This window comes from Marinobacter sp. F4216, assembly GCF_019931195.1.
GTDB lineage: Bacteria > Pseudomonadota > Gammaproteobacteria > Pseudomonadales > Oleiphilaceae > Marinobacter > Marinobacter suaedae.
Map to the genome: position 1 here is coordinate 95,015 of NZ_JAIOUO010000006.1, position 19,473 is coordinate 114,487.

General features: G+C 58.6%; 18 protein-coding genes and 1 riboswitch. Of the genes, 11 read left to right on the top strand and 7 right to left on the bottom strand.

Translation table 11 applies throughout. The features are described from left to right. Nucleotides 1-21: 21 nt before the first annotated feature. Together K8I84_RS12490 and K8I84_RS12495 are read right to left on the bottom strand one after the other, a co-directional pair. Nucleotides 22-471 carry an Hsp20/alpha crystallin family protein gene (locus K8I84_RS12490; protein ID WP_223795106.1) on the bottom strand — a complete coding sequence of 150 codons (450 nt, stop codon included), beginning with the start codon at nucleotides 469-471 and terminating at the stop codon, nucleotides 22-24. Between the two features lie 176 nt (nucleotides 472-647). Continuing rightward, nucleotides 648-1,190, bottom strand: coding sequence for a gamma carbonic anhydrase family protein (locus K8I84_RS12495; RefSeq protein ID WP_223795107.1), 543 nt, complete (start codon nucleotides 1,188-1,190; stop codon nucleotides 648-650). Nucleotides 1,191-1,287: 97 nt separating this feature from the next. Here K8I84_RS12495 and prlC point away from each other — a divergent pair, with 97 nt between their 5' ends. The 4 genes from prlC (at nucleotide 1,288) to K8I84_RS12515 (ending at nucleotide 8,209) form a co-directional block, all read left to right on the top strand. After that, entirely contained in the window at nucleotides 1,288-3,333 is a 2,046-nt protein-coding gene (gene prlC, locus K8I84_RS12500) for an oligopeptidase A (protein ID WP_223795108.1), read from the top strand. A 56-nt stretch (nucleotides 3,334-3,389) separates the two neighbouring features. Continuing rightward, nucleotides 3,390-3,641: a YheV family putative zinc ribbon protein gene (locus tag K8I84_RS12505; RefSeq protein WP_223795109.1), complete on the top strand. Its 252-nt coding sequence runs from the start codon at nucleotides 3,390-3,392 to the stop codon at nucleotides 3,639-3,641. Nucleotides 3,642-3,846: 205 nt separating this feature from the next. Beyond that, a riboswitch (cobalamin riboswitch) is annotated at nucleotides 3,847-4,060 on the top strand. A gap of 110 nt (nucleotides 4,061-4,170) precedes the next feature. Beyond that, complete coding sequence (locus K8I84_RS12510; protein WP_223795110.1) at nucleotides 4,171-6,939, top strand: ribonucleoside-diphosphate reductase subunit alpha; 2,769 nt, start codon at nucleotides 4,171-4,173, stop codon at nucleotides 6,937-6,939. Between the two features lie 208 nt (nucleotides 6,940-7,147). Next, nucleotides 7,148-8,209 (top strand): ribonucleotide-diphosphate reductase subunit beta, encoded by a 1,062-nt coding sequence (locus K8I84_RS12515; RefSeq protein WP_223795111.1) that lies wholly within the window; start codon nucleotides 7,148-7,150, stop codon nucleotides 8,207-8,209. A 123-nt stretch (nucleotides 8,210-8,332) separates the two neighbouring features. Here K8I84_RS12515 and K8I84_RS12520 read toward each other — a convergent pair whose 3' ends face one another. Further along, entirely contained in the window at nucleotides 8,333-8,563 is a 231-nt protein-coding gene (locus K8I84_RS12520) for a DUF1653 domain-containing protein (protein ID WP_223795112.1), read from the bottom strand. Between the two features lie 157 nt (nucleotides 8,564-8,720). Here K8I84_RS12520 and K8I84_RS12525 point away from each other — a divergent pair, with 157 nt between their 5' ends. Next, nucleotides 8,721-10,544 (top strand): diguanylate cyclase, encoded by a 1,824-nt coding sequence (locus tag K8I84_RS12525; protein WP_223795113.1) that lies wholly within the window; start codon nucleotides 8,721-8,723, stop codon nucleotides 10,542-10,544. A 64-nt stretch (nucleotides 10,545-10,608) separates the two neighbouring features. On the opposite strand, the gene K8I84_RS12530 is transcribed toward K8I84_RS12525, so the two are convergent. The 3 genes from K8I84_RS12530 to K8I84_RS12540 form a co-directional block, all read right to left on the bottom strand. Then, a complete protein-coding gene (locus K8I84_RS12530) occupies nucleotides 10,609-10,995 on the bottom strand; it encodes a DoxX family protein (RefSeq protein WP_223795114.1) in 387 nt (128 codons plus the stop codon). A gap of 89 nt (nucleotides 10,996-11,084) precedes the next feature. Beyond that, the gene (locus K8I84_RS12535; RefSeq protein WP_223795115.1) at nucleotides 11,085-11,735 is read right to left on the bottom strand and encodes a hypothetical protein; all 651 of its coding nucleotides are present in this window, start codon (nucleotides 11,733-11,735) and stop codon (nucleotides 11,085-11,087) included. Between the two features lie 208 nt (nucleotides 11,736-11,943). After that, a complete protein-coding gene (locus K8I84_RS12540) occupies nucleotides 11,944-13,272 on the bottom strand; it encodes an MATE family efflux transporter (RefSeq protein ID WP_223795116.1) in 1,329 nt (442 codons plus the stop codon). 203 nt (nucleotides 13,273-13,475) lie between these two features. Here K8I84_RS12540 and coxB point away from each other — a divergent pair, with 203 nt between their 5' ends. The 4 genes from coxB to K8I84_RS12560 are packed head-to-tail and all read left to right on the top strand — an operon-like array spanning nucleotide 13,476 to nucleotide 17,766. Further along, entirely contained in the window at nucleotides 13,476-14,600 is a 1,125-nt protein-coding gene (gene coxB / locus K8I84_RS12545) for a cytochrome c oxidase subunit II (RefSeq protein WP_223795117.1), read from the top strand. Between the two features lie 57 nt (nucleotides 14,601-14,657). After that, on the top strand, nucleotides 14,658-16,241 hold the full coding sequence (gene ctaD, locus K8I84_RS12550) for a cytochrome c oxidase subunit I (protein ID WP_223795118.1): 1,584 nt from the start codon (nucleotides 14,658-14,660) through the stop codon (nucleotides 16,239-16,241). A gap of 18 nt (nucleotides 16,242-16,259) precedes the next feature. Beyond that, nucleotides 16,260-16,862, top strand: a complete 603-nt coding sequence (locus K8I84_RS12555) for a cytochrome c oxidase assembly protein (RefSeq protein ID WP_223795119.1) — start codon at nucleotides 16,260-16,262, stop codon at nucleotides 16,860-16,862. Nucleotides 16,863-16,878: 16 nt separating this feature from the next. After that, on the top strand, nucleotides 16,879-17,766 hold the full coding sequence (locus K8I84_RS12560; protein ID WP_223795120.1) for a cytochrome c oxidase subunit 3: 888 nt from the start codon (nucleotides 16,879-16,881) through the stop codon (nucleotides 17,764-17,766). 11 nt (nucleotides 17,767-17,777) lie between these two features. On the opposite strand, the gene K8I84_RS12565 is transcribed toward K8I84_RS12560, so the two are convergent. After that, the gene (locus tag K8I84_RS12565) at nucleotides 17,778-17,981 is read right to left on the bottom strand and encodes a twin transmembrane helix small protein (RefSeq protein WP_223795121.1); all 204 of its coding nucleotides are present in this window, start codon (nucleotides 17,979-17,981) and stop codon (nucleotides 17,778-17,780) included. A gap of 82 nt (nucleotides 17,982-18,063) precedes the next feature. On the opposite strand from K8I84_RS12565, the gene K8I84_RS12570 reads away from it, so the two are divergent. Together K8I84_RS12570 and K8I84_RS12575 are read left to right on the top strand one after the other, a co-directional pair. Beyond that, nucleotides 18,064-18,807 (top strand): SURF1 family protein, encoded by a 744-nt coding sequence (locus K8I84_RS12570; RefSeq protein ID WP_223795122.1) that lies wholly within the window; start codon nucleotides 18,064-18,066, stop codon nucleotides 18,805-18,807. After that, nucleotides 18,788-19,429: a hypothetical protein gene (locus tag K8I84_RS12575; protein WP_223795123.1), complete on the top strand. Its 642-nt coding sequence runs from the start codon at nucleotides 18,788-18,790 to the stop codon at nucleotides 19,427-19,429. Before K8I84_RS12570 ends, K8I84_RS12575 begins: the two co-directional genes overlap by 20 nt. The last annotated feature ends 44 nt before the right edge of the window (nucleotides 19,430-19,473 follow it).

Sequence of the window (19,473 nt, forward strand, 5' to 3'; positions counted from 1 at the left end):
GTGGGCTAACATGCACCGGTTTTAGTGCACATCCACCTCGATGGCCTTGGGTTCCTTTGGCTCCGCTTTCTGCAGGGTCAGGGTCAGCAGGCCATCCTTGAAGGCCGCCTTCACACTGTTTTCATCCACGTTGTCGGGCAGTGTAAAGCGCCGCAGGAAGCTGCCGTAATAGCGCTCTACCCGGTGCAGCTTCTTGTCTGAGGATTCCTCCTCATGCTTGCGTTCACCCTCAATGCTCAGCACACCATCGTGGACGGTCACCTTCACATCCTTGCGATCCATGCCTGGGAGCTCGGCCTCGATGGTGAAGGCTTCCGGTGTTTCCTTGATGTCCACTGCCGGTGCCCAGTCGCTGCGGCTGAACACGTCTTTGCTTTCTCCGCCGGAGCGGGACAGTCCGAAGACCCGGTTGTACCGGTTCATCAAATCCTCGAACTCATTGATTGGATTCCAACGGGCGACATTGCTCATGGGATACCCTCCTCTTCACGAATACGAATCTGAACGGTGTTGTCTCAGCTTCGCTCGCGGAACAGCTCCAACCGGTGGCGCCGGGGCCGGATGGTTATCCGTGAACTTCTGCTATTCAGGAATGTAGGTTCACCCAATCGCTTTTCAAGAGTCGAGTGATCAAATTTTGATCTGGGTCAGTTGTCGTTCTCTGACAGGTACTCGTCTTTCAGCTTGACGTAATTGGCGGCGGTATAGGTGAAGAAAGAGCGTTCTTTGTCGGTCAGCGGACGGGCCTCCTTGCAGGGTGAGCCCACGTACAGATGGCCGGATTTCAGTACCTTGCCCGGTGGAACCAGGCAGCCGGCAGCGACAATCACCTCGTCCTCAACCACCGCGCCGTCCATGATGATGCAGCCCATGCCCACCAGCACCCGGCTGCCTATGGTGCAGCCGTGCAGGAGGGCCTTGTGGCCGATGGTCACGTCATCGCCGATGGTGAGCGGGTGTCCGCCGGGGTTGAAGTCGCTGGCGTGGGTAATATGCAGCACGGAGCCATCCTGTACGCTGCAACGGTCACCAATACGGATGCGGTGCATATCGCCCCGGACCACGGTCATCGGCCAGATCGAGCAGTCATCGCCGGTTTTGACATCGCCAATCACCACTGCACTGGGATCTATCCACGCGCGTTCGCCGAATTGTGGCGTGTTACCCTTGTGAGAACGTACATTCGTCATTACATATACCCGTTAGAAGAATGAATTACCGGGAGGCTCCCACCCCATCGGAGTCGCCTGAAACTACCTTAGACAAACATTGCTGAGAAGGGGGCCTATGAACAACCCGTTACTGTCTGATGATCTGTTGCCGAAGTTCAGCCATGTCCGCACCGAGCACATGGAGCCGGCCATCGACCAGATTCTCAGCGAGAACCGCATGAAGATTCAGCAGCTGGCCGAGCAGGAGGAACCCTCCTGGGACACCCTCGCCCAGCCCATGCAGGCGCTGGACGATAGACTCAGCAACGCCTGGTCGGTGATTTCCCATCTCAACGGTGTGATGAACACCGATGAGCTGCGGGCAGTGTACAAAAAGTGCTTGGAGAAACTCACCGAATACAGCACCGAGATCAGCCAGAACGAAGCCCTGTGCAACGCCTATAAAAAACTGGCGGCGCGCGATGACTTTAAAGATCTGAGCGAAGCCCAGCGCAAGTCGGTGGAAAACACCCTGCGGGATTTCCACCTGGGCGGTGTGGACCTGCCCGAGGACAAGAAAAAGCGCTATGCGGACCTGTCCCGGGAACTGGCGGAACTGTCCAACAAGTTCAGTGACAACGTCCTGGACGCGACACAGCACTGGTACAAGCACATCACCGACGCCTCCGAACTGGCGGGCGTGCCCGAAAGCGCCCTGGAAGGGGCCAAGCAGGCCGCCGCCCAGAAAGACCTGGAAGGCTACGTGATTACCCTGGACTTCCCCAGCTTCTACCCGGTGATGACCTACTGCGACAACCGCGAACTGCGCCGTGAAGTCTACGAGGCCTTTGTGACCCGAGCCTCCGACCAGGGCCCGGATGCCGGTACCTGGGACAACACGCCGGTGATGGCGGAAATCCTGAAGCGCCGGCACGCCCTGGCCCAGTTGTTGGGTTTCGACAACTACGCCGAGCGTTCCCTGGCCACCAAGATGGCCCGCAGCGTGGATGAAGTGCTTGGCTTCCTGAATCAGCTTGCGGCCAAGGCCAAGCCGGTGGCGGAGAAAGAATACGCCGAACTGAAAGCCTTTGCCCGGCAGGAACACGGTCTCGAGGATCTGCACGCCTGGGACGTGGGCTACTACAGCGAGAAGCTCCGCCAGAAACAGTACGACATTTCCCCGGAAACCCTGCGCCCCTGGTTCCCTGTGGATAAAGTGATTCCCGGCCTGTTCCGTGTGGCGGAAAAACTGTTCGGCGTTCAGATTGAGGCGCGCCCGGACGTCGAAACCTGGCATGAGGACGCAACCGCCTACTGCATCAGTAAACACGGTGAGCCGGTGGCCTGGTTCTACCTTGACCTCTTCGCCCGTCAAGGCAAGCGTGGTGGCGCCTGGATGGCCGACTGCCGGGTGCGCTGGCGCAATCAGAAAGGCACGCTGCAGTTGCCGGTGGCCTTCCTGTCCTGTAATTTCACGCCCCCGGTCAACGGCAAGCCGTCCCTGCTGACCCACGATGAGGTTACGACCCTGTTCCACGAGTTCGGCCACGGTCTGCACCATATGCTCACCCAGGTAGAGGTGCTGGATGTGTCTGGCATCAATGGCGTGGCCTGGGACGCGGTGGAGCTGCCCAGCCAGTTCCTGGAAAACTGGTGCTGGAACCCGGAATCCCTGGCGCTGATCGCGTCGCACCATGAAACCGGTGAGCCGCTGCCGGAAGATCTGCTGCAGAAATTGCTGGCGGCGAAGAACTTCCAGTCCGGCATGGGCATGGTGCGTCAGCTGGAGTTTTCCCTGTTCGATTTCCGCCTGCACGCGGAATTCACAGAGCAGGCGCCGACCAATCCGCTGGATATGCATCGTCAGGTCCGTGAGGAAATCGCTGTGGTGGAAGCACCGGAATTCAACCGCTTCCCCAATGCCTTCTCCCACATCTTTGCCGGTGGCTATGCCGCGGGTTACTACAGCTACAAGTGGGCGGAAGTGCTGGCGGCGGATGCGTTCTCCCTGTTCGAGGAAAACGGCATCTTTGATCCGGACACCGGCAAGGCCTTCCTGGAGAACATTCTGGAAAAAGGTGGCTCCCAGGAGCCCATGGAGTTGTTCAAGGCTTTCCGGGGCCGCGAACCCGAGGTGGATGCCCTGCTCAAACAATCCGGCATCACGGACGAGGCCGCCTGATCCCCTGTGTACCGGCAGTCGTAATGACTGCCGGTGAATGTATTACGGAGTAAGTTATGCCGAGTCCCAAGCGCTTTATTGCTGGCGCCGTTTGTCCCCGCTGTGCGGAGATGGACAAGATCAAGATGCACACCACGGACGAGGGCAATCAGGTGCGCGAGTGTGTGGCCTGTGGATTTTCCGATGCGGTGTCCGAGCAGAAAGAGCCGCAGGTGCCGGAGCTGGAAACCCGGGTGAACAAGCGCACCAACACCGATGACCACACGGTTCAGCAGGTGGTGTTTTTCAAGGCGGGGCAGGAGGACTGACCGCTTTCTAGCGTTATTGGTTTGGGGCGGCGAGGGCCTGGACGGCCTTTTCTTGCGGGAAAGGAACTCGCTGCGCTCAGACAACTTTCCCTTCAGAAAAGACCCTCCAGACCCTCTCGATCTGGTTTTTCGTTTTTCTTCCAAAGCACGAAACTAAAAGTGAGGCCGGCCTCAGGGTTAGGTTGCTCCGTTCAAAATACCTCTATATAGTGCCTATATCCTTGGTTAGACACCATATGTTGTTTTGTGAGCGGCTTGGTGTCGGGAATCCGGTGAGAATCCGGAACTGACGCGCAGCGGTATTGGGGAACGAGCGTGGCATGAAGACACTGGCGCAAGCCGGGAAGTCGCCACGCAAGGCCGAATCGAACGATTCACGCCCCTGAGTCCGAAGACCTGCCAGGGATACGAACTGCACCTTCGCGACTCAGGGTGAGCAGACCCGGTTATCCCCAGCCGTTTTTACGGCGTGGTGTGCCCCTGCGTACGCGATGGTGAAGGAACCTAACGCGTATTCAGGAGTGAACGCATGTCCAGCTCAGCCCTGGCGGAATCCCAGCCGCCCTATTCATCCGACACCGAAACCCTGCAGGTCATCAAGCGCAACGGTACCCTCGTTGGCTTTGATCCAGCCAAGATCACGGTCGCCGTCACCAGAGCCTTCCTGGCCGTGGAGGGCGACCAGGCCGCCGGCTCAGCCTGCATTCACGATGCCGTCGAGCGAGTTACCGGTCAGGTTGTCCAGGCCATTGGCCGCCGTTTGAAAGCCGGTGGCAAGGCCCACATCGAAGACATTCAGGATCAGGTGGAACTGGCGCTGATGCGGGCGGAGGAGCAGAAAGTCGCCCGCGCCTATGTGCTGTACCGGGAAGAGCATGCCCGGCAGCGGGCCCACGAGGCCCCGGTCGAAGCTCACCCCCACCTGACGATCACAACGGCGAGTGGCACAAAGGCGCCGCTGGATCTGGGGCTGATGAAACGACAGGTGGACAAGGCTGCTCATGGTCTGGATGGCATTGACGGGGGTTCACTGGTCGAGGATGCCCTGACCAACCTCTACGACGGCATCACCGAGAAAGACGTGCTCTCTGCCCTGGTGATGACCGCCCGCAGCCGCATCGAGCAGGAGCCGGACTACAGCTTGGTCACCGCACGCCTGCTGCTGGAACAGTTACGGCTGGAAAGTGCCCGCGCGCTGAATTTATCCACGAACCTGCCGCTGGAAGAACTTTATCCACAGGCACTGAGTGCCTTTGTCGCAGCGGGTATTCGTTACGAGTTGCTGGATGAAGCCCTGGCTGCCTTTGACCTGGAGCGTCTGGGCGCGGCCCTGCAATCGGAGCGGGATCTGCAGTTCGGGTTCCTTGGCCTGCAGACCCTGTACGATCGTTATTTCCTGCACTGGAACAAAGCCCGGTTGGAGCTGCCCCAGGTGTTCTTCATGCGGGTGGCTATGGGGCTTGCCCTGCGGGAGGATGACCCGAATGCCCGCGCCATCGAGTTCTATAACCTGTTGTCGTCGTTCGACTACATGGCATCCACGCCCACCCTGTTCAACAGTGGCACCCGCCACTCCCAGCTCTCTTCCTGCTACCTGACCACCGTGGGCGACGACCTTTCTGACATTTATGGGGCCATCCGCGACAACGCCCTGCTCTCCAAATGGGCCGGTGGCCTGGGCAACGACTGGACGCCGGTCCGTGCGCTCGGCTCTCACATCAAGGGCACCAACGGCCAGAGCCAGGGCGTGGTGCCGTTTCTAAAGGTGGTGAACGATACCGCCGTGGCGGTGAACCAGGGTGGCAAGCGCAAGGGAGCGGTGTGCGCCTACCTGGAAAGCTGGCACCTGGATATCGAGGAATTCCTGGAGCTGCGCAAGAACACCGGGGACGAACGCCGCCGGACCCATGACATGAACACCGCCAACTGGGTGCCGGATCTGCTCATCGAACGCATGCGTGAGAACCGGGAGTGGACCCTGTTTTCCCCCAGCAACGTAGCGGATTTGCACGACCTTTACGGCAATGACTTCAGGGAACGTTACGAGCACTATGAAGCGCTGGCGGAACAGGGCGAGATCACCCTGTTCAGGAAACTTCCGGCCAAGCAGCTTTGGCGCAAGATGCTCACTGTGCTGTTTGAAACCGGCCATCCGTGGATCACCTTCAAGGACCCCTGCAACCTGCGCTCGCCCCAGCAGCACCGGGGCGTGGTGCACAGCTCCAACCTGTGTACCGAAATCACCCTGAACACCAGTGCCGAGGAGATCGCCGTGTGCAACCTCGGCTCGGTGAATCTGGCGACCCACATCGCCAATGGCGAGCTCGATGTGGAGAGACTGGAGCGCACCGTGAACACCGCCGTGCGCATGCTCGATAACGTTATCGACATCAACTATTACGCGGTACCCCAGGCGCGCCATTCGAACCTCAGGCATCGCCCGGTCGGCCTCGGCCTGATGGGTTTTCAGGATGCGCTCTATATGCTCGGCCTGCCCTACAGCAGCCGTGAAGCGGTGGAGTTTGCGGATGTGGCCATGGAACAGCTCAGCTACTTCGCCATCCGCGCTTCGGCCAACCTGGCGGTCGAGCGGGGGGCTTACGAGAGTTATGAGGGTTCCCTCTGGCACCAGGGCATCCTGCCCATCGACTCCATTCGGCTGCTGAAGGAAGCCCGCCGGGAAAGTGACCTGAAACTCGATACCAGCACCCGGCTGGACTGGACGCCCGTGCGTGAGCTGATCGCCCGGTACGGCATGCGCAACAGTAACGTCATGGCCATCGCGCCCACGGCCACCATCTCCAACATCGTCGGAGTGTCCCAGTCCATTGAACCCGCCTACCAGAACCTGTTCGTGAAATCGAACCTGTCCGGGGAGTTCACGGTGGTGAACCCGTCCCTGGTGCGAGACCTGAAAGCCGAGGGTTTGTGGGACAAGGTCATGGTCAACGACCTCAAGTATTTTGATGGCTCCGTGCAGCAGATCGACCGCGTCCCGGATGAACTAAAGGCCCGTTACGCCACCGCCTTCGAAATCGATGCCCGATGGCTGGTGGAAGCCGCCGCCCGCCGTCAGAAATGGCTGGATCAGGCCCAGAGCCTGAACCTGTACATGGCCGAACCCAACGGCAAGAAACTGGATGCGTTGTACCAGCTGGCTTGGGAGCGAGGCCTGAAAACCACCTATTACCTGCGCTCGTTGGGCGCCACCGGTGCTGAGAAATCCGCCCCGGTACAGGCCGCTCCGGCGCCGCAGGTGTGCTCCATCGACAATCCGGACTGCGAGGCATGCCAGTAAGCCGTTTCCTTTTAGGAGCAGGCGGTCTGATTTCTGAGCCGGAATCAGACCGGGGGCTCTTTCGGGACACGCCCACGAGTACGTCCCTGTAGGGCTCGACGCTGGCCGTCCATGGCCAGAGACGGTCCCGAAAGAGCCCCCGGCCCGCTTCTTCGGACATCACAGTTACCGCCTAAATTTCAGAAACATATTATTGAGGACGAATACCATGCTCGATTGGAACGACGACGCCACCGCCACAAAACCCAACGCTAGCCAACCCGGCGGACCGCACCCTGTCAACGTTGACGACAAACGGGTGATCAACGGCGACACCGACATCAACCAGCTCGCACCGTTCAAGTATCCCTGGGCCTGGGAGTACTTCATGAACGCCAACAAAAACCACTGGACCCCACTGGACGTGAACATGGCCCCGGACGTTCACGACTACCACCACCGCCTAACCGATGCGGAAAAGCACGTGTATGAAAATGTACTGGCCTACCTCACCACCTCCGACATCCTGGCCATGCGCAACATCGGCCTGGCGGTCATGGAAAAGATGAGCGCGCCGGAACTGCAGATCTACCAGGCCCGGCAGGTGTACGAGGAAGCCATGCACACCTGGGCCTACCAGCATTGCATCGAAACCCTGAATCTGGACCAGAGCGAGATCTATAACCGCTACCGGGTGGTGCCCGCGATCAACGGCAAGATCCAGATTGCCAACCGCCGGCTGGACGCCGCCATGCGCCCGGACATGAACCTGCGCAACCGGGACGACCTGCAGCAATTCATCATGTCCTACCTGTTCTTTGCGGCTGTCTTCGAGGGTACCTGGTTTTACAACGGCTTCAGCCCCATCTTCGCCCTGCAGCGCCGGGGTCTGATGCGAGGCACCGGCGAGCAGCTGCAGTACATTCTGCGGGACGAGGCCATGCACTTCTCCTTCGGACTGAAAGTCGTCAACCAGATCGTCGAGGAAGAAAACATCCGCTTCGACCCGCAGGCCGTGCGCGCCATGTGGGACGAGTCCGAAGCGGCGGAAACCGCCTACGCCAGCTACATCCTGCGGGAACCGATCCTGGGTTATTCCGCCGAGTACCACAGCGAACAGTTCCGCTTCGTGGCCAACCGGCGGGCCCGGACCGTCGGCCTGGACGAGCCGTTCCCGGGTGCGAAGAACGTCTCGCCCTGGCTGGATGAGCAGGCGGCCTTGCGAAAGGAAAAGAACTTCTTTGAAACCCGGGTGATCGAATACCAGACCGGTGCGCAGCTGCAGTGGTAGCTCCCTGAACCTCGCGCAGCCTGCACCGGGCAAGCTGCGCGTATTGACTCAGACTTGATGGATTAAAGCACCATGGCCGCCAGCCAACCGAAGCCCCAGCGTCGCGCCACCGCCCAGCCCGTTTCAGGCGTCTCCTATCCGTGCGAAGCGGGGCACCTGTTCGCCTGCCAGTTCCACGGTTTCCCGAAACATGGCCAGAGGGCGAACCCAAAGGCTGAAGTCACCGTATAAACAGCGGTATACAACAAGCCACTCCTCGGTTTCACTGTGCCGGGCCAATTCAATGACCTGGTAATCCCTGCCCTTGTAGTGCCGGTAGCGTCCGGGCTCCAAACTGGGCTTGTGGTCGTTCATAAGTCATCCCTCTGCCAGTTGGTGGATGGTGTCGGATGTCGGACGGGGGTACGCGTAAGCGTCTAGACTTAGGGGTGTTTCCTAGATGTGTCGAATTTCTGTTCAGGCCTTCGGAAGTGTAGTCCAAGTGGTTGGGCCGTAAAACCGGAAACTGAATATGAAGCAACCTGTTGCCTCCTGGCCATGGTTCACAGTGGTTGTGCTCCTGCTTCTGGGCACCGTTCGGCAGGCGTTTGCAATCGATCATTATGCCTGGCTGGCGGACGATGCCGACGGACTCACCATTGAACAGGTGATGGCACTGGACGAGAGCCACTGGCAAAGCGCCAACCTGGACCACGTGCTGAACCTGGGGCTCAGGGAGGACGCGGTCTGGATACGGGTGCCGGTGCCACAAGATCCGGCGCTGCGAATCCTGGAGGTCGGATACCCGCTGCTGGACGAGGTGGATATCTACTGGTCCGCCAACAACCATGTCCTTTTGCGTTATCTCACGGGGGACGCCCGACCTTTCAACAGCCGTCCCCTTCGGCACCGGAACTTTGCCTTACCGATTCCCATCGTTGAAGAATCACTGACCGCGTACATCCGGGTGCGTAGCGAGGGCATTCTGCAGATTCCCCTGAATCTGCTAACCCCGGAAGAGTTTATCTCCGCCGAGCAGGTGTCCTATGGCTGGCAGGCCATGTTTGTCGGTTTCATCGCGGCCCTCGCCCTGTTCAATCTGCTGTTGTTCCAGATTGTTCGCCAGCCTACCTACCCCTGGCTGGTACTGACACTGCTGTCCGCCGGTCTGGTGCATCTGCATCTGCATGGTTTGCTGTTCCAGTGGGTATGGCCCGGGGCTCCCTCCATCAACCGCTATTTCACCGGGCTAATCATCGGCGTGGCTCTGTTTTCCGCGACCATGTTTACAATTCGCTTCCTGTCCGTTCGCCAGTACAGTGCGATGGGCTATCGGATCCTGCTTCTGGTACTTGCAGGAGCCATCCTCAGCGTGGCTATTGGTATGGCGGGGTACTACCGGGAAGGCATATTTATGGCCTCGCTGATTACCGCCGTGGGCATGCCGGCGGCCTGGGTGATCGGGATGTATTTTTGGGCCCAGAAGCGGCGGGCGGCCGGCTTTTTCGTTCTGGCCTGGACGCCCCTTCTGGTGGGCCACCTGATTCTGGCGGCCCATCAGTTTGGCTACCTGACGCCCTCCTTTCTCACGGAAGCAGGGCCCCAGATCGGGGTCGCTCTGGAAGTTATCCTGTTGTCTTTTGCCCTGGCCCACCGGGTGCACCTGGAGCGGCGTCGCCGGCTGAAAGCGCAGGGAAGGGCGCTGGATGCCCAGAAGCAGACCAACCGAAACCTGGAGGAACGGGTTCGGGAGCGTACGGAGGAGCTGGAACTGGCCAATGAACGCCTGCGAACCATCAGCCTGACCGATGGATTGACGCAGCTGGCCAACCGTCGCCAGTTCGATGAGCAGCTGACGGAGGAATGGGGCCGGGCTGTTCGTCACGGGCAACCGGTGAGTCTGCTATTGCTGGATGTGGATCACTTCAAATCTATCAACGACCGCTATGGCCATCCTGTCGGTGATGATTGCCTGATCACGGTGGCGGCCATTTGCGCCAGTGAAATAAAGCGCTCGGGAGACCTGCTGGCCCGCTACGGCGGGGAGGAGTTCAGTGTGCTGTTGCCTTCCACGACCGAAGAGGGCGCGGTGCAGGTGGCAGAGCGCCTGCGGGAAGCCATCGAAATGGCCACCGTCCGTCCGTTAAGCGAGGACGATGTGGTGATCGCGCTGACAGCGAGTTTGGGGGTGGCGACCATGGTGCCGGTCCGAGACGAAAGCCCGGATGAGCTGATACGGCGAGCTGATGTGGCGTTATATGCGGCCAAACGGGATGGCCGCAATCGCGTCATGTCTCACGGTGCGCTTCAGGCTGCGGCGCCTGTGACGTCTGAACACGACCCCGGTATTTATTAACCTCCCTGGATCCCGACCATGGCGGTGGTTCCTGGCCGTTGTCCATTCTCGACCTCAGTTCGGATCAGTTTTTCAGTTTATAGCGGCCAGGGCCGAGGAAAATCAGTGCGATGGCGGTAAACAGGAAGAACCCCTGCAGCTCCAGCGCCCAACCGCCACCGCGCCCCAGCGACAACAGCTGATGGCTGTGCACCAGTGCGATGGCAACCAGCATATTGAACACGATGAGCAACGCACCGATGCGGGTGTGGTAGCCCAGAATGATCATCAGAGGAGCGATCAGTTCGCCAATGAAGACGCCGTAGGCCAGGAAAGCAGGCAGCCCATGACTGGCTAGCTCACCCTCGATAAAGCCGACTCCGTTCAGCAGCTTGGCGATGCCGTGGAACAGCATCAGCCCGCCAAGGGTCAGACGAATAAACAGTTTTCCCAGATCGGCATTTTCAAGCAAGGTCAGAGTCTCCCGGAACCAGTGTATCGGAAAGCCGCAAGCATACCGGTTGGCTGGTCAGGATCAAAGGTTTCTGAAGGCGGTGGGAATCAGATCAGGCCGGAGCGCAGGGCAAAGCGGATGTGGTTCCGGGCCAGCAGGTTTTCCCAGTACTGGCGCATCCAGTTCCAGGCTGCGTTGTTGGCCTGCTGGACAAAAGGGTCCAGGTTCAGGTGGTAATAATCGGGCGTGCCGGCGATCTGCATCACGGTCAGCGCGATGGAATCGTCCAGTTCGTTGGCAAAGGGTTCGCCAATCAGTTCGTGAGCCAGCAGGTTTGCCCGGGTCGCCTCCACATCCACCAGATCGGCGGCACGGATGGACCGGTTGTTCTCGTACATCTCTTCCATCAGGCGATGGCACAGATAGGCGCGAATGAGCAGGCCATCTAGACCATCGTAGCGAAGAAGTAACACGGAGGGCTGGGTGAAATACTGGGTGGCGGTTTCGATAAACGGTTCAAACAGCTCCAGGGAACCCGCTTCCTGGGCGCAGGCGTGCACGCATTCGATCAGCCGTGGGGCCATCTCGATGTACTCGACAGCAAACTGGAACAGGCAGGTCGCAGGCTGGTAGCCCTCAATCACGATGGATGAGGGGAGGTCGACGGCTTTCTCCCGCAGTTGCTTGAGGAAGGTGCCGGACCGTGCCTCCTTGCGCCTGGCCTGATCAATGATTTCTAAAACGACCTGTGGTGTCATTTCAGGAGATGCCGGTGTATGAGCTATTTGAGGTCGCAAGGTGCTTCCCGTTCTCTTTTATGGATGTCAGGCACGGCAATCGGGCCTTTACTGCCCGGTTAACAATCCCGGCGGCCCTGTCTTTTCTGACAGTGTAGCCAACAATTCAGGGCTTGCCGGCGGGTTTGGTAGAAAAACAGGCCACAAATGTTACGGGTTTGTGACAATGTCAGCGAGTTTGAAACCAACCCCCTGTTTTCGTGTAGGACCAGCATAACCATCCCATACTGAGAGCCCGGGCCAGCATCAGACAGATCAGGGAGAACCAGAGTCCGTGGTTACCCCAGCCCGTGGTCAGCCACCACACCGGCAGGAAAACCCCGAGGGCGGAAAACAGCATGGTGTTCTGCATGTCCCGGGTGCGGGTGGCACCAATGAACACGCCGTCCAGGAAGAAGCCCCACACCGATGCCATGGGCAGCAGCCACAGCCAGGGCAGGTATTGCCACGCGGTCAGGCGGATTTCCTCGATATCAGTCAGCAACGCAATCAGCGGGCGCCCGCCGGCCACGAAGATGACCGTCAGTAGCAATGCGCCCCACAACGACCAGCGCAGCGCACTGCGGAACACCATCCGGAAATGGCGGCGACTGTCCCTGCCCACGGCCTCACCGATCAGTGCTTCGGCGGCATTGGCAAAACCGTCCAGGGCGTTGGAAATTAACAGCAAAAAGGTAATCAGGACGGCGTTGGCGGCCAGGATGGTGTCGCCCTGGCGGGCACCCTGGGCGGTAAAGAAAGCCAGTACCAGCAGCAGGGCAACGGTGCGCACCATGATGTAGCGGTTAACCCGCAGGATCTTCAGGTAGTCAGCCAGTTCCCCCAGCAATGCCCGGGTGAACTGTTGTCCTTCCGGCATGCGGGATAAAACAATAAGGATACCCAGAATCGCCGCGCCATATTCGGCGATGACGGTGGCCATCGCCACGCCCCGGCTGTTCCAGCCAAAGACGCTGACAAACAGCACATCCAGCACAATATTCAGGCCGTTAGCGACAATCAGCATCAACATGGGCCCCCGGGGATACTGGGTGCCGATCAACCAGCCAACCAGCGTGTACTGGCACAGCACGGCAGGCGCGCTCCAGATCCGAATCGCCGCATACTCCGCAGCCAGCTCAGCCACATCCGGACTGGGATTCATCAACGTCAGGCCCAGAGATATCAGCGGCTGGTGAACCAGAATCAGCAGCAGGCCGATACCTACCGCCAGCAGCAGGGAGCGCACCAGCAGGGCCACCTGACCAAATGGATCCCGCTTGCCCCAGGCTTGTGCGGCAAGGCCCGTGGTCCCCATGCGCATAAATCCAAAGGTCCAGTAGAGGATGCTGAACAGGTTGGCACCCACGGCGACGGCACCCAGATATTCAGGACTGTCGAGGTGGCCGAGCACAGCGGTATCCACCAGCCCCAATAAAGGTACCGTCAGGTTGGTCAGCATTAATGGCCATGCCAGGGCCCAGAGTCGCCGGTCTGTCGCTGGCAGGTTTTTCAGCATATTCCTAAACCGAATAAGCAATCCGTTTTTTTATCAATTTTGCGTTTATTAGATTTTTTAGTGTTTTCAAAATCCCTGTCTATACTCAAATTGATGTATCCATAAGTAGGCTTCCACTCTGGTTTTTCCGGTGTGTGCGAACGCTGGTTGAATCGGGGGGATTTTCAAAACCCGACAATAATAACACTCTGTGGAGACACAGTATGCGCGTGCACGCTCAGCGGGCAGGAGCCCTGCTCGGCGGTCTTGCGTTCCCCGCCTGGTCCTTTGCGGACTGGACGCTGAACCTGACCCCGGGGGTTACCAGCACCAGTAATGAAATTTACAGCCTTCACATGATCATTCTCTGGATCTGCGTTGCCATTGGCATCGTGGTGTTCGGAGTCATGTTCTGGTCCATTTTTGCTCACCGGAAATCCCAGGGTCACAAACCTGCGAATTTCCACGAGAACACATTGGTCGAAATACTCTGGACCGTTATCCCCTTTATCATTCTTGTAGTCATGGCGATCCCCGCCACGGCCACTCTGGTCGACATGTACGACACCGATGAATCGGAAGTCGATATCAAGGTCACCGGCTACCAGTGGAAATGGCAGTACGAATATATAAACGAGGATTTTGGATACTTCTCTAACCTCTCCACGCCTCGAGCCCAGATCAACAACCAGCAGAAGAAAGGCGAGAACTACCTGCTGGAGGTGGATAACCCCCTGGTGATTCCGGTGGGTAAGAAAGTGCGCTTTCTGCTGACTGCCAACGACGTCATCCATTCCTGGTGGGTGCCGGAGTTTGGTGTGAAGAAAGACGCCATCCCAGGCTTTATCAACGAAACCTGGACCCGGGTGGACAAGCCCGGCATATATCGCGGCCAGTGTACCGAGCTGTGCGGTAAGGACCATGGCTTCATGCCGGTGGTGGTGAAGGCCGTACCGGAAGAAGAGTACACCATGTGGGTGGCCGAGCAGAAAGAAGCCGCTGCCAAAGAGCGTGAGCTGACCCAGAAAGAATGGACCCTCGAAGAGCTGATGGAGCGTGGCGAAACCGCCTACCAGACTGCCTGCGCGGCCTGTCACCAGGCAGATGGTAGCGGTATGCCCCCGGCGTTCCCTGCTCTGAAGGGGAGTCAGATGGTGCTGGAAGATATTGCAGGGCACATCGACATTGTCGTGAACGGCAAGTCGGGTACGGCCATGCAGGCCTTCGGCAACCAGCTGAGCGAGGTGGACCTGGCAGCGGTGATTACCTACGAGCGTAACGCCTGGGGTAATAACACCGGCGACATGGTCACGCCGAAAGAGATTTTTGATTACAAGAACGAGCAGTAATCAACGCCAGATAACAGACATCACCAGCCACGAACAACGGCGGTAACGGGGGTTTTCATGAGTGCGGTCGCAGATACCCACGCCCAGGAGCATCATCACGGTCCAGCCAAAGGCATCAGCCGCTGGCTGCTGACCACCAACCATAAAGACATCGGTACCATGTACCTGGTGTTCAGTTTTGCCATGTTCCTCCTGGGCGGAACCATGGCCATGGTTATTCGAGCAGAACTGTTTCAGCCGGGTTTGCAGATTGTTAACCCGGAATTCTTCAACCAGATGACCACCATGCACGGGCTGATCATGGTGTTCGGCGCGGTCATGCCGGCGTTTGTCGGTCTGGCCAACTGGATGCTACCACTGATGATCGGTGCGCCCGACATGGCCTTGCCACGGATGAACAACTGGAGTTTCTGGTTGTTGCCGTGTGCGTTCCTGATTCTGGTGTCCACCCTGTTCATGGAAGGTGGCGCGCCTAACTTCGGCTGGACCTTCTACGCGCCCCTGTCGACCACCTATGGGCCGCCCAGTACCACGTTCTTTATCTTTGCCGTCCATATCATGGGGATATCCTCCATCATGGGCGCCATCAACGTGATTGCTACCATCCTGAACCTGCGGGCGCCAGGCATGACCCTGATGAAAATGCCCCTGTTCGTCTGGACCTGGCTGATCACCGCCTTCCTGCTGATTGCCGTTATGCCGGTACTGGCCGGGGTGGTCACCATGATGCTGATGGACATCAACTTCGGCACCAGCTTCTTTGATGCCTCCGGTGGTGGTGATCCGGTGCTGTTCCAGCACGTGTTCTGGTTCTTCGGGCATCCCGAGGTTTACATCATGATCCTGCCGGCGTTCGGGGCGGTATCCCACATCATTCCGGCGTTCTCCCGCAAACCACTGTTCGGGTACGCCTCCATGGTGTACGCGGTGGGTGCCATTGCCCTGCTCTCGTTCGTCGTCTGGGCGCACCATATGTTCACCGTGGGTATCCCCATCGCCGGCCAGTTGTTCTTCATGTACGCCACCATGTTGATTGCCGTGCCCACCGGGGTGAAAGTGTTCAACTGGGTCGCCACCATGTTCCGCGGGGCACTGAGCTTTGAGGCGCCCATGTTGTTCGCGGTGGCTTTCGTCATCCTGTTTACCATCGGTGGTTTCTCCGGCCTGATGCTGGCCATCGCGCCGGCGGATTTCCAGTACCATGACACTTACTTCGTGGTGGCTCACTTCCACTATGTCCTGGTACCGGGCGCAATCTTTGGCATTTTTGCTTCGGCGTATTTCTGGCTGCCCAAGTGGACCGGCCACATGTACGACGAAACCCTTGCCAAGACCCATTTCTGGTTGTCATTCGTCGGCATGAACCTGGCCTTCTTCCCCATGCACTTCCTGGGGTTGGCCGGTATGCCGCGGCGGATTCCCGATTACGCGCTTCAGTTTGCTGACTTCAACATGGTATCGAGCGTGGGTGCGTTCATGTTTGGCGCCACCCAGCTCCTTTTCCTGCTGATCGTCGTCAAGTGCGTGCGTGGCGGCAAGAAAGCCTCCGCTAAGCCCTGGGACGGTGCGGAAGGTCTTGAGTGGACGGTCCCGTCGCCGGCGCCTTACCACACCTTCGCCACACCGCCGGAAGTGAAGTAAGGATCCTCAGGGGGAGTTATGACTAGCGAGAAACCACAGGCAGGCCCGGCACGTCGAAGCACCACCCGAGTGGTGGGCTGGTGTATGACCGCCGTGTTGGGGATGTTTGCCTTCGGTTTCGCGCTGGTTCCGTTGTACGAGGTGTTTTGCGAAATCACCGGTATCAACGGAAAGACTGGCGGCCGCTATGAGGTAACCGAGGTTTCCGAGGTGGATGTAAACCGCACCGTGGAAGTCCAGTTCCTGGCCCAGAATGGCCCTGACATGCCCTGGGTATTCAAACCCGAGGTTCGCAGCATCAAGGTGCATCCGGGTGAGTCAGTGACCATCAACTATGTAGCGGAAAACCCGACGTCTGAGCCGATGGTCGGCCAGGCGGTGCCCAGTCTGTCTCCCTCTGAAGGTACCCTGTATTTCCACAAGACCGAGTGTTTCTGTTTTAACCAGCAACCCCTGGAAGCGGGTGAACGCACGGAAATGCCTCTGGTGTTCATTGTCGACCGGGAGCTGCCTGAACATATCACCAAGCTGACCCTGTCTTACACGTTGTACGACCAGGGCAAGCCGGTAACGGTGTCGGCGGGTCAATCGAAAAACACAACAACAAATGAAAACGGCTAAGCCATCGGAGAGTGACATGGCGCAGAACCAGACTTATTACGTTCCGGAACAAAGCAAGTGGCCTATTGTCGCGACGGTGGGCCTGGGGCTGACCCTGTACGGCGTGGCCTCAATTATGGTGAATGGCAAGCAGGGCGAGAGCACCGGCGGCTCCTGGTTCCTGTTCATGGTTGGTGCCGCGATCATGGCCTACATGTTGTTTGGCTGGTTCGGCAACGTCATTCGGGAAAGCCGTTCAGGGCTCTACAGTCCCCAAATGGACCGATCGTTCCGCTGGGGCATGAGCTGGTTCATCTTCTCGGAAGTGATGTTCTTTGCTGCCTTCTTTGGTGCCCTGTTCTATGTTCGGGTATTTGCAGTGCCCTGGCTTGGCGGTGAAGGTGACCGGGGCAGTTCGGCCATGCTGTGGGAAGGGTTTGAAGCCACCTGGCCGCTGATCAACAACCCCAATCCGGAGGCCTATCCTCCGGCTGACAGTGTCATTGGCCCCTGGGGGTTGCCGTTAATCAACACTATACTGCTGGTGACCTCGTCGTTCACGGTGACCGTTGCCCACCATGCCTTGAAGGCCGGTAACCGGGAGAAACTGAAGCTCTGGCTCGCTGGCACGATCGCGCTGGCGGTGGTGTTCCTGTTTGTCCAGGGTTACGAGTATATTCACGCCTACCGGGATCTGGATCTGACACTCCAGTCAGGCATCTACGGCAGCACCTTCTTCATGCTGACCGGTTTCCACGGCGCTCACGTGTTCCTCGGCGCCCTGATGCTGACCATCATGCTGATCCGGATCTACAAGGGCCACTTCACCGAGGACAACCACTTCGGGTTCGAAGCGGCTGCCTGGTACTGGCACTTTGTGGACGTGGTCTGGCTGGGATTGTTCGTCTTCGTCTACATCATTTGATCGTAAGGGCTTCAGGGAGTCGGATTCAGCGTCAGGCTCCCTTGCCACACTGCAACGAGAATTATCGCCAGGAGCAGTATGCTGAGCGTCACCCTGAGTGCCAGTGAGTTCACCACCCGATTGGTTTTGCCCCCGTCCTTGATCAGAAAAAACAGGCCGCTGAAAAGACTGACGACGACCGCAAGCATCAGTACCACAATGACAGCTTTAAGCATGGGAACTCCCGGCATTGGATGTGTTGTTGGCGGGTTGTGGGGCATTCGCCCTTCCCACTCACGAAGCACACTATAGCAGAGCATGTCTGAGCGATCGGAACATAAGCGCCAATGGCAGATTGACTGGCGGCTGATGGTGTTTTCCGGTGTTCTGCTGCCGCTGCTGATGGGCCTCGGGTTCTGGCAGCTGGATCGGGCGGGGCAGAAACAGGAGCTGCTGGACCAGTGGCAGCTTGACGTACTGCAGCTGTCCTGGCCTGAACTGGTTGAGCGTGAACTTGAGCCGGGGCGTCCGGTCACACTGGAAGGCCGGTACGACCGCAACAGCTGGCTTCTGGATAATCGAACCCGTGATGGTGTGTCTGGTTATGAGGTCCTCACGGTGTTTCATCCAATCGAGGGACCATCGGTGGTCATTAACCGGGGCTGGGTTAAGGCACCCAGGACCCGTGACCAGCTACCGATGGTGGAGGCGCCGGAAGGCATTGTTGCGATCAGGGGCCGACTGAAAGGCTACCCGAACCCTCCAGTGCTTATGGAGGCTTCGGAGCAGGAGCGGGAGCAGAGCTGGCCACGTCGGGTTCAGGCTCTGCCCGGAGAGACCGCCAGGCGTGTGCAGCCAGATTTACCAGAAGCCATTGTCCGACTGGCGAATCCCAGTGAACCAGGTGCTTTTCGGGCTGATTGGCAACCGGACCGGATGGGACCACAAACCCATTATGGTTATGCGACACAATGGTTTGCCTTGGCGTTGGCTCTCGTGGTATTGACCGTAGTTGCGAGTTATCGAAAGACAGGAGCCAATAATGACAACGACAATGGCTAACCAGGTCTCTGACCAGGAAGGTCCAACTCCAGAGCAGGTTCGTCGCGGCCGGCGTACTGCCATGCTGCTGTTTGGACTTGGTTTTGGACCGATGATCTTTGCCACCATCATGTTCTACACCGGCTGGTTGAATCCCGCCGGTCACACCAACAACGGCACTCTCGTTCAACCCCCGGTGCCTGTTCAGACCCTTAATCTCGAATCAGCCTCCGGTAAGCCTCTGGCCGATCGCTTCGGCCCGGACAAGGCCGAAGCCAAGTGGATGCTGTTAGTGGTTGCCAACGATTGTGACAGCAGCTGTGAACAGCTCCTGTACCTGACCCGCCAGGTCAATATTGCCCTGGGCAAGAACGCGAACCGGGTTTCCCGGGCAGCGGCACTGGGCACGGTATCGGCCGATCTCGAAACCCGCTGGTCGGAGGAGTACCGGTTGATGGAACGTCTCGCGCCTGTCGGTGGGGGGAAGCCCGCCTGGCCTGAGGCTGTTGATCCGGAAACCGGCTCGTCCATTCTGCTGGTGGATCCTTTCGGTAACGTGATGATGCGCTACGGCAGGGATCACACCGGTAAGGACATGCTCAAGGATCTGAAACATCTGCTGAAACTGTCCCAGATCGGATAGTCGCAGGCACGGAGGGAAGGGCTTTGAATCAATCGTTTTCCGTA